The sequence below is a fragment of the Pelagicoccus mobilis genome, assembly GCF_016595505.1.
Taxonomy (GTDB): Bacteria; Verrucomicrobiota; Verrucomicrobiia; order Opitutales; family Opitutaceae; genus Pelagicoccus; species Pelagicoccus mobilis.
In genome coordinates this window covers 16036-29843 of record NZ_JAENIL010000024.1, presented here as the reverse complement: position 1 = coordinate 29843, position 13808 = coordinate 16036, and the positions used below count along the sequence as shown (strand labels likewise).

At 52.7% G+C, this 13808-nt stretch carries 9 protein-coding genes; all 9 read right to left on the bottom strand.

From position 1 onward, the window contains the following. Positions 1–193 precede the first annotated feature (193 nt). Positions 194–1711, bottom strand: a complete 1518-nt coding sequence (locus tag JIN87_RS13815; RefSeq protein ID WP_200356163.1) for a lipopolysaccharide biosynthesis protein — start codon at positions 1709–1711, stop codon at positions 194–196. A 59-nt stretch (positions 1712–1770) separates the two neighbouring features. After that, on the bottom strand, positions 1771–2727 hold the full coding sequence (locus tag JIN87_RS13810) for a glycosyltransferase family 2 protein (protein ID WP_200356162.1): 957 nt from the start codon (positions 2725–2727) through the stop codon (positions 1771–1773). Positions 2728–2761: 34 nt separating this feature from the next. Next, entirely contained in the window at positions 2762–3715 is a 954-nt protein-coding gene (locus tag JIN87_RS13805; RefSeq protein WP_200356161.1) for a glycosyltransferase family 2 protein, read from the bottom strand. Positions 3716–3769: 54 nt separating this feature from the next. After that, entirely contained in the window at positions 3770–4618 is an 849-nt protein-coding gene (locus tag JIN87_RS13800; protein ID WP_200356160.1) for a class I SAM-dependent methyltransferase, read from the bottom strand. A gap of 195 nt (positions 4619–4813) precedes the next feature. Further along, a complete protein-coding gene (locus tag JIN87_RS13795) occupies positions 4814–7207 on the bottom strand; it encodes a hypothetical protein (protein ID WP_200356159.1) in 2394 nt (797 codons plus the stop codon). 111 nt (positions 7208–7318) lie between these two features. Beyond that, the gene (locus tag JIN87_RS13790; RefSeq protein ID WP_200356158.1) at positions 7319–8659 is read right to left on the bottom strand and encodes a nucleotide sugar dehydrogenase; all 1341 of its coding nucleotides are present in this window, start codon (positions 8657–8659) and stop codon (positions 7319–7321) included. Positions 8660–8761: 102 nt separating this feature from the next. Then, a complete protein-coding gene (locus JIN87_RS13785; protein ID WP_200356157.1) occupies positions 8762–10384 on the bottom strand; it encodes a heparinase II/III family protein in 1623 nt (540 codons plus the stop codon). A gap of 83 nt (positions 10385–10467) precedes the next feature. Next, the gene (locus JIN87_RS13780; protein WP_200356156.1) at positions 10468–11670 is read right to left on the bottom strand and encodes a glycosyltransferase; all 1203 of its coding nucleotides are present in this window, start codon (positions 11668–11670) and stop codon (positions 10468–10470) included. Beyond that, positions 11667–13802 carry a bi-domain-containing oxidoreductase gene (locus JIN87_RS13775; protein ID WP_200356155.1) on the bottom strand — a complete coding sequence of 712 codons (2136 nt, stop codon included), beginning with the start codon at positions 13800–13802 and terminating at the stop codon, positions 11667–11669. The genes JIN87_RS13780 and JIN87_RS13775 overlap by 4 nt, the downstream gene beginning before the upstream one ends. Positions 13803–13808 lie beyond the last annotated feature (6 nt).

Below are 13808 nucleotides of genomic sequence, written 5' to 3'. Positions count from 1 at the left end.
TTTCGAATGTCTCATGTCATTTTCCGATTAGCCCACGCATCCGAGTCATAGCCGAGCGACTACCCGCTCCTCCTCAAAACACGCCCATGTGCGTCACTCTAAGATCAAAAATGCGTGGGGGACTCCTAAAGGTTTGTCGTAGAAGGTCTCTGACCGTTGCGAGTGGGATCCCGAACACCAATGCGGCGCCAAACTAATTAGCAGGCTCACCAACTGGCGGAATAATGCCGCGATCGGAAGACTTCCGAGCGTACCAAGCGAGCACACGCTTGTGCCACCCAAAGCCGATACACATCACCAGTCCATAAACGAGGCCGAAGACTCCAACAGAAACGAAAGCAGTCGCGAATTGAGACTGCTGAAAAGGGACAAAAGCTTTAACGATCAAGCCGGCCCCTGCACCAGCCGCCGCCGAGATCAAGGGGTGACGCCAAGTGCGAAAAACATCCATCATACTGATGCCCGTCCCGTTCAGCGCATAACGTAGTATCGGCAGGAAAAGCAGGCACGAGCTTATGGTGTACCCCAAGGCGACTCCCTCCGGACCGAAGGGCAACCCAATGCAAAACGCTACCACGTTAACAGGCGCCATCACCAAACCGACATTACGCAAAAGATTCGTCCGATCTAAAACGATGTAGATCCACGTAACAGGAACGGACGCACCGATCAAAAGCGCAGGCATCGCTAGCAGTTGAAACAACTTCGCGGTTTCCATCCATTGCTCTCCCAGCCAAATCCTAACCAGATCCTCTGCAAACACTGCGGTGTACACGACAATCGGAATAACAATGGCCGAGACCATCGATACCGCTTCACAAAAGTACCGCCGCAGCTTCTTTGGATCATTCGCCGCTCTGGAAAGAATCGCGACCGCGACATTGGAAAAGGGAGCGTTAATCCGTTCGATCGGCATCATCAACAAGCTATAAGCTCTCGAATAGAGCCCGAGCGAAGCGGCTCCCCAAAACCATCCGATGAGGGCCTTGTCAGCATTGCGCGCGAAGAAATTAACGACATTAAACGCCACCACGTTACCGCCGAACTTTAAAGTAGTCAGAAGCCCATCCACACGATTTGGCCGAGAAGGAATCCAAGGCAACAGCCACCAAGCAAGCAGCATAGCGGAAACGGAAATCGCGACCTCCATAAAGGCCAAAGACCAAAAACCATATCCCAAGTAGGCCATGATGATCCCTACAGTAATTCCGCAAACAAGCGACCCGATCTCAAGAACAGCGATCTTCCCGAACTGGAAATTTCGCCGCATCAGAGCCTTATGCTGTACCGTGCACCCTCCAAAAAGAAATGGAATGGCCAAGACACAGAGCAGCGGCGTAAGACGCGGTTCACTGAATACAAGCGAGACGAGCGGTGATAGACAGACCAGCGTAATCGCGATGAAAATGCCAAGCGCGACATTGATCCAGAAAAGAGCTGAAACCTCTTTGTGAGAAATCGACTCCTTTTGCACAGTCGCGTAAATAAGCCCGCCATCTCGAATAATCCCAACAAAGCCCGAAACGACCAAGGTCATTCCGATCAGTCCATAGTCCTCTGGCGACAACAGTCGGGCGAGAATAGCAGTCGAAATCAAGCGTAGCCCTAAGCGTATCCCTTGGGAAACTACAGTAAGCGAACCACCACGCACTGCGCTCTTCTTGAGATTACGCTCGAGGTGGGATGTCTGGAATATCTTTTCCGAGCTCACACTTTTTTTACCCGACAGTTCCAACTCTTCAACACAAACAATAGATGTTCACCACGCGGCTACGAATGCCGCACCTGTTTCCGTGATGAAAAAGCCAGCGTGAAATGCTGCATCTGATTATACAGATCGCGAGCGAGCGAACGGCGCCTTGTACAGACCCAACGCATAATCACACCAAAGCATCCAATCTTGTCACGAAACGAAATCGGAGCTTTCACAACGCAGCGAATAAGCTCTCTTAAGCTTATCCACCAAGGCAGAACGATCTTGTTCCGCCACTTAGGATCAAACCAAACACTGTAAGCAACGAGGTCAGCCTTTTTCTTTTTCTTCTTGTCGGCCAGCATAGCCATAGATTGCTCCTCGTGCTTCCTAGGAAAAAATAGATGCTCGTCTATACGGGCGAAGCGTCCACGCAGTCCCAACCAGCAAAGCAAAATCTCGTCACCCCGAGCATACAAGCCGATCATCGGCGTGTCCTTCAAAACATCCAGGCGCATCAAGCCAAAAACCTGGAAACATATGTGCGGGCGTACCAACTCACGAAATCGCTGCACCGGATTCAAGAGAGCAGTGTTATCAGAACCTGAATACGAATCGCCATAGTTTGTATTCTCATCAATCTGACGCGCTTTCGAATAGACGAGCACAACATCAGGTTCCGCATCCAGCCGCTCCACACTCTTTTCCAGAAGCTCGGGGTGGCAAATGTCGTCGTGCGCCGCCCACTTGAAGAACTCGCCGCGCGCATACTCTACGACCAAGTTGTAGTTTCGCCCTGCTCCAATATTGCTGCTGTTACGGTGGTAGACGACCCTCTTGTCTCTCTTAACATACTCTTCGCAGATCGCCTGCGTATCGTCCGTAGATGCGTTATCGCAAATGATGATTTCGAAGTCGCGATAGGTTTGCTCCAGAATCGAGTCTATCGCCTGGCGAATGTAGTTAGAACCATTATAGACAGGCAGACCAATACTGACACGTGGAGTTCGTTCTGTATATTCCGTATTCTTCATTCTGATACTAGCTGAAACTTAACAATCCCAATTGCTAATGTTGCACGCTCTTGGGGCTATGCGAGGATGGGAGCGGCGCGCGTTTCTCATCTATCCCAAGCTTCATCCCCTCAAGCTTGCCTTCGAGCCAATTGATTTTGAATTCGCAATGAAACCGAGTCCTATAGCGAACCGCAAAAGGTAGAGCCAATTTGTAAGCAACCAGCTTGAGACGACAGCCAATCTGCTGCTTCCAAAAAAGCTTTCGATCGCCCTCCGCATAAGCGATACCTTTCCCCGCGCCGCCCTTTCGAATGTATTGCAGCAACCACGCTTCCGAACAGCGTTCCGGCGGAACGTAGTGCCATGCGATCGCATCCGGCAGATAGTAGCCCCGAACCCCATTTTCCAAAAGCTTCTGCTGAACATTCATCTCGTCGGCATTCGCTAAAGTCCCGGGTCCACAACGTTCATCGTATCCGCCGATTTCTCTCAAGTCTTCCGCAAACGCCGCCCAATTGAAGCCCAACGCCCCAGGCTTGACCAACTCGCTCGACTCCTTGCTGGGAGCCCACCCTTTCGCGGCGGCAGGGAGATACTTACCTAACCAACCCTCCGGCTCTTCTTCGTAGTCGACCTTGCAACGCCCCCCAAAAAACGCGCCTCGAGTCGCCCCCTTCGCCGCCTCCGCGTAGGCCAGCAACGTTTCAGGATGAATACGAACATCATCGTCGAAGTAGACAATCAGCTCGTCGTCAAGTTCAGCGAGCGCTCGATTAAGCGCTCCACACTTTTTGGCATTCGGATAAAAATGGTGCTCGATTGGCAATGCCGCCTTGTATCCATCAACCAATTCGGCGGCTGTTGAAACCGGACCGTTCTCCGCGATTATGATACGACGAAGCGTCGGCGGATCAACGCACTGCACGAGGGACTTAATTGTTCGCTCAAGCAAGCCTGTGGGTTTGCAGGTCGCGATTACAATAGCGATGTCGGGGTAGTTTTTCATTTTGGAGAAAACAAGAGTCAGTACTCCTCAAATTTAGGTCTCACGTTCGCAAAGCTAGTCCGCTACCGATGAGGTAGTATGACTGTCCGCTTTCGCCTGTTTTGTAGTCACCTTTCCTTCACCACTGTATTCAGAACTGAGTTTCAATGGCTTGCCGACATGCGTCACCATGACCGCCAGGGAGGTACCCTTAACCCAGCCGAAATCCACCTCGCTCTGGACGTGCGGCATCACTTCCTCGACCGCTTGCGTAACGCCGGGCATCACCGCATAATCGTGCCAAACGATCACTCCCTCTCTCCCCTCCAGCAAGCGTAAGGCCGTCTGGGAATCCGCAAGAGCGTTGCGGTAACTGTGTCCCGCGTCGATGAATACAAAATCCTGACTACCGAACCATGGCGAAAAGTCGAACTCCAGAGAGTTCCCTTGAAGCTGCGTTATGCGGTCGTCCTTAACAGCATCATGGAACAGGTAACCAGGCGTATTCCCCCCCGGTGAGCCGGGCTTTCCGCCGGGCAAGTCTATTGTGTGAATTCGCGCGTCGGTCGTATTGAGATGGAGTGCCAAAGTTGTGCGTCCATCAAAAGTGCCAATCTCGAAGATGTTCGCAGCCTTACGCTCACGAGCAATCCCCACGATCACCGCGAGTTCCACCAGCGTCGTCTGCCACTCATTACGCACGCATCGCGTCAGACGGATAGTCGCGGAGTCATCGATCAAACTACCGGTGGGAATCTCCGGCAAGTGCGGCTTGCGCAAGTAGACGCGACTAAATTCGCGCGAGGCAGCGAGAAACGAAACTCTCGTCGGGCGATGAAACAAGCTTACGATTGCGGAGGCAGCCATGTGTCCGATTCCTCGAATGATGGCGCTGGTCGACTGGAAGTTGGATTTTAGGGACATAATATATGTAGGAATTTATGATTGCGGATTAACCAACCGTCTCGCCACTGACTCAGCCAAGTCGACTGTCTCAACGACGTGGGGTTATATTGTTTTGTATTGTTAAAACGATTACAGCTCTACGTGAGCGAAAGTCCACCAACCGCCCTAGCGATTGGACTATCGAGATCCCCAAGGGACTCGCCGGGCCATCGACTAATCGAGTCGCTTGGCCTCCAAACCTGAAGGAGCGATAGGTGGCGGATTCTCGTATTCAACAAGCGTTATGGAAATCGCCCTCAACTGCGTCCCCGCTTCGCGGCCACGTATCATCAAATAGTGGACTCCTGAAGAAAGGAACCAAGTCGCTGGGGAGTATTGCGGATCCTCGAAAGTGCCGGTCGGGCCCCGAGCGGTGATCTCACGGGACTCAAATCCATTCGTTAGCGGCAAGACATCCCAAATGTCTTCATTGCTGCTAGGGAACGCATCAAAGGATACAAAGAACGAATTCGATCCCGATATCGGAGCATTCACGCTTACATCGACCTTGTACGTTCCCGGAATCTCGATGTTGACCGCGTAAATCGCTTCGCCTTCGTCACGGACCGTAGTCTCGATGTGAGAACCACCATCGATCATTGGATCGACCAAGTGCCCAACGTCCGCAGGGAAGGACAACGCCTCTTGCAGCTTGTAAGCGAAGCCCGTTACGGGGATGGTCAAACCGTCGCCTCCTGTAACAGTCACGATTGCGTCATGCTGCTCAGCTGTGGTTGGCGCGTACTCTAATGTGACCGTATGAGTTTCGCCATCGGGCAGACCGGAGATGATAGCACCCGACTCAATCGAATAGTGGTCTGAATCTTCAACGACTTCCCCGCTTATCACATCCCCCGAGGTGTTCGTCAAAACGATCTCAGCTGAAACATAGTTTCCCGTGACCTGCTTTCCAAAGTCGATCAGCTCATGATTGGACTCCCAGTCTGGCACCGGCCATCCCCCGTCCTTGCCGCGTTGCAGGTATTGAGCCTCGAACAGGCTATCGGGAAGTCTTCCCGAGGTCGAAATATCAATTGCGCCTGGGAAGTCTCCATGAGCAAAGTGCGAACTTCTCCAATCGCCCACACAATCAATCTCGTAGCTCATTGCCGTAGGAGGTTTCGCGACGATGCCGTATCCAGGAGGAATCACCGTAGACTTGTAAGCCACCGCGGTAGCGGACGCCCAACCGTGGCCATTGGAATTGTCTCCATGATTCCCAAGCCAGAGCATCTTATCATCAAAGATATAGGGAGATTCCGGCTTTCCCACAATTTGGAAAGTGCAATTCTCCCACAAGGAGCCGTGAGACCAGCGTTGATGACCGTGCTCGCTCGCATTGTATGGATCCTCGGATACACAGTTAATATAAACATTACCCGAATCCATTCCATGCCCATTAGTCACGTAACTGTGACGTCCACGACGCGCGTAGCAATCCCTGTACAATCCGTTCTGCCCCCCACGGATATTAAAATTGTAGCGGCGAGCTGAGTCCACAATCGAGTGCGGATCGATGGACTCACAAGCGCTCACCGTGAAGTTCCTCGATTCATTAAACGCGATTCCCGACGCCCTAAAATTTAAAGCCCGTACCCCACGTATCCAGCAGTTCTTAGTATTGTTGAACTGAATGCCATTAAAGGGAGCTATATCCAAAGTACTGATACCGTTGTGATCGACATCCACAGTCAGATTCTCCATTCCGCAGTTCTCGACGTACGTCCCCGTGTATTTATACACAAAACATTGAGAGATGGATCTCACTAGGGAATAAAACACCGGAACATCGACCGTGATCCGATCTCCCGTCACAGCCATCACAGTACGCCAATAACGAATCGGCACCCCGCCCACGGACCAAGGAGCGTCCTCTGTCACACCTCCATTACTCACAGCCTTGATCCACTCTGCGGTACATGGGTGCTCTATGATGATCTCATCGCCGACTCGAAGACCATGCCCCGATTCCACAACAAAACTCATATCCCCCACATGCACGACGTCTGACACGATATCCCACTTCGTACCATCACGCCCCTCGTCAAACATCTCTTTAGGAGTATTCGTCGGATGGGGACCGATTTGGATAACCGTCGGCGTGTTGTTGTCGTAATCCTGGATAATCGTAGCGTCCATTCCAGCGCCACGCAAAACGACGCCACTCTCTTCGACTCTCAACGCGTAACCTGAATCGACGACGTTCCAGGTTCCTGCTCCAAACACGACCGCTCCTCGATAGCCATACTCGTTGAGCGGCAGAGCCTCTACCGCATCAATCGCGTTTTGGATGTTCGTTTGGTTCACAACCTTGTTCCCCACCGGAGCTGCCACGTTAACAACAGAACTGTAGTGAACCCCAAACGTGGGAAGGCTCTCATTGCTGTTCTTGTATCCCGCGTACGAAAAGTCCGGGATCTTGTATCCATTCTCATCTGCTGGAAACGTAATGCCGTCGCTCGAGACGACTATGTAGTCATGAGCAAGCGCCACCGATCCCAAAAATGAAATCGAAAGAATGCCGAAGATCACCTTCGACAAAGACGAAACACAACGAAAGTGACTCATTCGCGAATGCCCTTCATTGTGTATCATACCCGCTATAGAAGTCTATCGACATTAGACCTTAATCCGAACCCCGTACATATTAGCCGTGCTACGGCCGCCCGGGGCATTCGCCTACATCGAAACCTTGTTGGCGATTCCCACACCCGCCCCTGACGAACGGCGAGACTCCAGAATACCGACTGTATTTGCCCGCGACATTCCTTCCCAGCGCGCCACGTCAATGATTGGGCATTCCAAGTTTCGAGTCACCAACTCATATCGCTTGTCGGTGTGCATTATCAAAATCGTGTCCGCTCCTTCGAGCACCTCGCCAACACGATTGCTAAACGAAATTTTCGGCAGCGAAATCAGCTTATCGAGCAATCGTTGATTCACGCCAAACGCGGTTTCAGGGCGCACCAAGTAATCGTGAACACTGAACTCGATGCCGCCATAGGCCGCGAGGCGATAGAGAATCTCTACCGTAGGACTCTCGCGAATGTCGTCCGTGTCCTTCTTGAACGCCAATCCCAAGATCGCCAAACGCTTCGGGTTAAGGGCGAGAATGCAATCGATCACATACGAGAAATGGGACTGGTTACTCTCCTCACAGGAGCAGATAGTCGGAGTCTGCAAGCCACGGCTGGCGCTAAGATTGCGCAACGATCGCGTCTCCTTGGGCAGGCACGACCCCCCAAACGGAGCGCCAGGAAGCAGATAGCGAGGCGAGATATTGAGCTGCGTATCCTTCACAAACAACTCCATGACTTCCCGCGGATTTCCTCCAAAGGAGGATACGATTCGGCCCAATTCGTTAGCAAAACAGATCTTCAACGCATGAAATCCGTTACACGCAAACTTGAGAGTCTCCGCCGAAACTGCATCTACAACTCGATACTCGAAGTCGAGGTGCTCGAAGATCGATATCAGTTTTGTCGGATTGGGCGAGTTCGCCAGCTTTCCCACCACTGTCTGCGGGGGATTCTCGAAATCCTTGATCGCGGTTCCCTCCCTCAAAAACTCAGGATAGAACGCCACAGGGACCACGCGAAACAAAGCCTCAAACTTCCGCGCAAAAACCTCCAGGGTGCCAGGGGGCACCGTGCTTCGGAGCACGATCTCCGATCCCTTTAGAGCCAGATCCGACCTCATGTCCGCCAGGGTCGAGAACACGCTGTTAACCGCCTTCAGATTAGTACCGCCTCGATCGTCGCTGGGCGTCCCCACGGAAATGAAGAACACATCTGGCAGATCATCCTTGCTTGGGTGATCCGCCACCCGAAACCTGCCTTCTGAGATTCCAGCAATGACAACAGGACCTACCCCTGGTTCACAAAGCGGCACTCGACCGCTAGCAAGCTCTTTGCGCTTGATGTCAGAAATCTCATATCCAATCACGTCAAAGCCACTTCGCAACATGCAAGCGCCCGTGGTAAGCCCTACATACCCCAGTCCAAATATCCCGATTTTCATAGTAGTTCTCTTGGCAGTTATCTTAATAAAGCGTTAGTCCGAATACGTATCCCAATAGTCGATACCATTTACCCGACCAATAGCCGCTTCAGTCTAGTGCGTCTAGTCGACGCCTCGAATCATCGTAAAAACTTGAGCCATCTCATCTCGCACGTTCCCCGTGACGATCGTCTCCACGCCCGAAAGCTTTTTTCCGAACTCGTCGGAAAAGAAGGATTCCTGAACCCCCAATCGAGGGTCCGATACGCCCGACACCCTCACCTCTAGCTCAAATTGCTTGCCTCCTTCTGGCGGGCTAAACCGTAACACGATCCGATTCGCTTCGACCCGGCAATCCTCGACATCAGAGAGTACGGCATTCCAAAGGAAACGAGACCATATCGCGGGCTTTTCCTCCCCGTTCGACCGCCACGTATCCGTAATTTTGGCACGTTCGTACCGAAACATGACATCACGCCGCACATTCACTTCACGATATCCATCCAAGGTCGCGCTCGCTCGTTGTTCATCTCCCTCGAAAGACATCTCCTCGAACTTCGCCTTCCCTGAACTTCCCACACGAAAAGTCCCGATAAACTCGGTATGATCGGAATACCGAGTGCAAGGCCCATTGTGGGCGTGACAGGATTTTAGGAACTGACGCTCGTCGTTTGGTGAATAGTGCAAAACCCCCGGATCCACAATCACCGGTGTTCCACCGTGATAAAGCACAATCGAAAGAGCATCCGAATGACTATGACCCGGATTGAATGACGGGCTTACACCTCCTACATCGAACAGCCAATTCCAATCGCTCATCGTTCCTCGGACAAATCCAGAATTTTCCAAATGCTTGAGGCCTGACACTGGCTTCCATGTATCATCATTCCATATACGCTTCGCTAGTTCCGGCACTGTCCAAGAGTCATTCACATTCGCCCAAGCGTCCTCGGACATACGGAAGCTCTCGAGCCACGAAGCCGCCTTCCCAGCTATCTTTCGGAGGGAACGAGCCGACTCGTCTGACTCATCGAGCAAGGTTTCGATCGAACGCGCATCCAACAGCAACTTGGCGTGGTACATTGGTGAAAGCTCATAGTGTCCGCCATCGGGAAGCACCTGTCGCTCTAGCTCAGCGACATAAGCCCTAACCGAACTTTCGATACGCTTTTCGTCCGGACTGAGCAGAAGGTCGCACAACGCGATACTCCACAGATTCTTCAATAGGTGATTCGCCTCGATATCTCGCTCTAGAAGCCAGGTCACAAAGTCCGCCAACAAAAGGCATTCGTTCGCCAAAGTTTCTCGAAGCTCAGCTTCATCCGGCGAAGGCGCATGGGCCAGAAACTCTAGCCACGATGCCAAGCGATTGGATACCGAGTACGGATGCCATTCGTTCGTTGAGTCCGCCGCGCGATTCCGATGCTCACTTAGGTATCCGCTGAGAAACTCCCATGCTTCGCTTGGCTCCATGATGCCTTGCTTCATGAAGTCATGATAATGAAGCTCCAACCGGGCTAAATCTCGCTTGTGCTGCATCGTTCGTCCCGAATTTCCAGCGAGCCAAGCAGCATTCCCTCGAAACCTCAGGCCTGCCACATCGCCCCATGGCCGAAGCGGTGGGCTTACCCGATTCGCTGAAAACCGATCGATGCGTTGCTCCCAGTCAGAGGCAAGCTCATGGCGAGACCTTGGAAGCACTCGATCCACTCCCAGAAGGCCGATCCGCACCTGTCGGGAACGCATCAACAAGCGGCCAACCAGCTGGCTCCGCTTCAATCTACGAACCGAACGCAAGTGCGGCCCTATCTGTTCCAAAGATGAAATCACTACGCCATCGCCTTTTCGTTCACAAGCCCGGTCCAGCGCTCCTCTAGCTGCTGAAAATGATACTCCCACGTCCACAACTTCTCGATGAAATCGCGAGCCTTCACCCCAAGCTCAGCATTACGTTCACGATCATTAATCAAACAGATAACCTCGTCCGCAAACGAGCGGGGATCCGACTCGATTATAATCTCTCTTCTATCCCTCGCGCCGATTCCTCCATTAGCCAGTGGCGTGGCAACCACAGGAAGACCGCAAGCCATCGCTTCAAGAATCTTATTCTGAAGCCCCGCTCCGACCCGCAAAGGGTCAACAGCGACATCCCCCGATTGGATCACTTCTACCATATCTTCCGGAGACGCCACCAAAGTCCCATTGCGAACAGCCCCCACAGCCGCTCGAACCGTTGCGGTCGGACGAGCGCCAGCCACCAGCAACTCGGCATTGGGACACTCCCTCTCGATGTGAGGCCAAATCTCCTCTGTCAGCATTACCACCGCATCTTCATTTGCCTGAAACCCAAGGTTGCCCGTAAACACGACTCGCCCCTCGACCCGCGACTCCGGAGATGGAACAAACTTCTTTTCGTCCACCCCGTGAGGGTTGAAGAATACGCGAGAGCTCCACGCATCATTGTTATCGATCCCCTCCAAGTCTCTTTGCGATATCAAATGAATGAGATCGTTATAACCCGCGATTCGACTTTCCCAAACCTTGAGCCTCTCGGTCTCCTTGGCGTACAACCAGCGGCGGATGGCATTGCTTTCATTCTTAGCCGCCTTCTCAAAGTGAGCTTGATGCGACAACTGCAGACCGATCACCTTGCGGGCTCCATGACTGTCAAAGTCCTCATGCCCAAAGGACCGGATATAGTGCGAGTAAACAAGATCGTAATTCCCAGTATCCAACAATCTCTGACGCTCCTCGATAAAAGAACCGCTCATGAACGCATCGACCTGCAAGCATCTGTCTGTAAATAAGGACCGAGCAGAGCGCGGGATACGCGACACCATCGAGTCACTCACCATATGCACTTCGCCGAGTCGCTCGGGTAGATACTCCAAATAGCTTTCATCCAGCGGCTTGGCCGTTAACAAATCGACCTCATGATTGCCGGAGAGAAACTCCAACAATTTATACACAGTCAACATGTCCCCTTTGTTGAGGGGCCATGGAAAACGAGTGTAGCAAACAAGAATTTTCATCGTGTAACACTAGCTCCCAAAGCCGTATCCAATGTATCGAACATCACTCGGTGCACATTCACGATCGAGCTCCAAGAGGGAGCGAGATCCGGTCTTTCCTCGATCCCTAGAAAGTGCTCCAGTTCCTCACGCCACCCTTTCTCCTGTTTTCCCGAGTAGATCTTGGACCGAGCCCCATTGCTGAACTTCCAGAGCTTCGCCCAGTCATCCAAGATCCAGCTTGTCCCGGCTTGATAGACTTCGATGCGTTCTTTCGACAAAGATCTGTCTCCTTGCCCTGAATACACGATTACCCCTTGAGATCCGTCTTCGAACACCAACGTGATCACAAAACTGTCAAACGCACGACCAGACTGCCCCTGCTGAGCGCAGGAAACAGAAAGCACAGGACGGTTCACGAGAAACATGCAATAGTCGATGAAGTGACATCCCTCTGCCGTAAGCCGACCTCCAGGATCCTGATAAAACCAGTGGTCGGGATCCAAGCTTCCCGCGTTTACTCTGAAGGTAACAGTCATCGGACTGTCAGCATTGGCCCGAAGTTCCTTTACCATCAGATTCCCGACTGGAGAAAATCTTCGATTAAACCCAACGTTGATACGGCCTTCAGCTCTAAGTTCGGCAACCGTTTCCTTCAGCATTCCAAGCTGTTCGCGGCTCGTGCACAACGGCTTCTCCACATGTACGAGCTTGCCCGCCCTCAAAGCCTGCTCTGCGAGCGACGCATGAGCCTCATGGCGAGTCGCGATAAGCACATGAGTCACCGAAGCATCGGAAATCGCTGTTTCTACATCTGTCGTTGCGAACTCAGCGTTCAGATGCTCTGCACTATTTTTAGCCGAAGCCCCACGAGTCGTAGCAACAGCGTGCACAGGAACCTTCAAACGCTTAAGTAGCGGAGCAATAATGCCCTTGGCGAAATTCCCGGCTCCAATCAACGCCAAGCAAGGATCCCCCTGATTCGCATCGTTTTTCAAGCCGGTCTCCGTAGTCGAATGATCACGCTCGCCCCCCTCAACCGAAGAGCTAGGATAGTCCAGCACGATGCCCATAAACTGAGTTTTGCTTTCCAATAACTCATAAGCATCAAGAGCGTTTTCAAAACTAAAGCGATGCGTAACAAGCTTGCTCACATCTATCCTCCCCTGGGCGACCAAGTGAAGAAACGACTCGATGTTTCGCTGCTCCGTCCACCGAACGTAAGAGTAAGGATAGTCATGCCCCCGTTCCTCGTATTCAGGATCGTATCGACCCGGTCCATACGACATCGACATGCGCAACTCGATCTCCTTGTCATAGAAATCCTGATGCGGACAATCCATGCCGACAAAGCCCAAAACGATAATGCGTCCACGGTGTCGCAACGCCGCAGGACAAGCCCGAATAAGAGCGGAGCTTTGCGTGCCAGCCGCAATAATGATCTTGTCGAGTCCCCGCTCGAGAGCGAGACGCAACGCCACTTCGCGGATGTCCAGCCCGACCTGCTCTACCCCCAACTCCGAAGCTAGATCGCGCTTAACCGAGTCCAAGTCAGTCGCCGCCACTCGAGCTCCCGCAGCCACACAGATCTGAGCCACCAAGTTTCCAATCAGTCCGAGCCCAATCACCCCAACATACTCGCCAACCGCCACCTCGGCCTGACGTACCGCTTGCATCGCAATCGCACCAACCGTTCCAAACGCCCCCTCTTCGGTCGTGAGACCCGTGGGAAGCTTAGCAACCAGATTTCTGGGAACCGTCACAAACTGGGCGTGCGACGCAAACCCGGCTCCGGCTGCGGCAACCCTTTTCCCCACCACGAAGTCCGAAGCGCCCACGCCCGTTTCAACCACCGTCCCGCAAAGCGAGTAGCCCAAAGGCACTGGGGCATCCAACCTCGCATTCACTTGTTCCCAAGTCGCAGCCAGACCCTCCGCCCGAATTTTCTGGATGATCCGTTGCACCTGATCCGGACGCTTCATCGCCTTTTGCAACAGGCTCGACTTCGCGAGATCTACCATCCGCTTTTCCGTACCCGCCGATACCACGGAGGACTCAACTCTTATCTTAACGTCACACTCGCCGCACTTAGGGCCAGGCACATCTGCCAGCCAAAGCCGACCGTTTCTATATGACTGCAATATTTGCTTCATTCGCTA

Coding starts and splice junctions, on each gene's coding strand:
- JIN87_RS13790 (WP_200356158.1), bottom strand. CDS start 8,659: ATGAAAATCGGGATATTTGGACTGGGGTATGTAGGGCTTACCACGGGC.
- JIN87_RS13775 (WP_200356155.1), bottom strand. CDS start 13,802: ATGAAGCAAATATTGCAGTCATATAGAAACGGTCGGCTTTGGCTGGCA.
- JIN87_RS13785 (WP_200356157.1), bottom strand. CDS start 10,384: ATGCGTTCCCGACAGGTGCGGATCGGCCTTCTGGGAGTGGATCGAGTG.
- JIN87_RS13800 (WP_200356160.1), bottom strand. CDS start 4,618: ATGTCCCTAAAATCCAACTTCCAGTCGACCAGCGCCATCATTCGAGGA.
- JIN87_RS13795 (WP_200356159.1), bottom strand. CDS start 7,207: ATGAGTCACTTTCGTTGTGTTTCGTCTTTGTCGAAGGTGATCTTCGGC.
- JIN87_RS13810 (WP_200356162.1), bottom strand. CDS start 2,727: ATGAAGAATACGGAATATACAGAACGAACTCCACGTGTCAGTATTGGT.
- JIN87_RS13805 (WP_200356161.1), bottom strand. CDS start 3,715: ATGAAAAACTACCCCGACATCGCTATTGTAATCGCGACCTGCAAACCC.
- JIN87_RS13780 (WP_200356156.1), bottom strand. CDS start 11,670: ATGAAAATTCTTGTTTGCTACACTCGTTTTCCATGGCCCCTCAACAAA.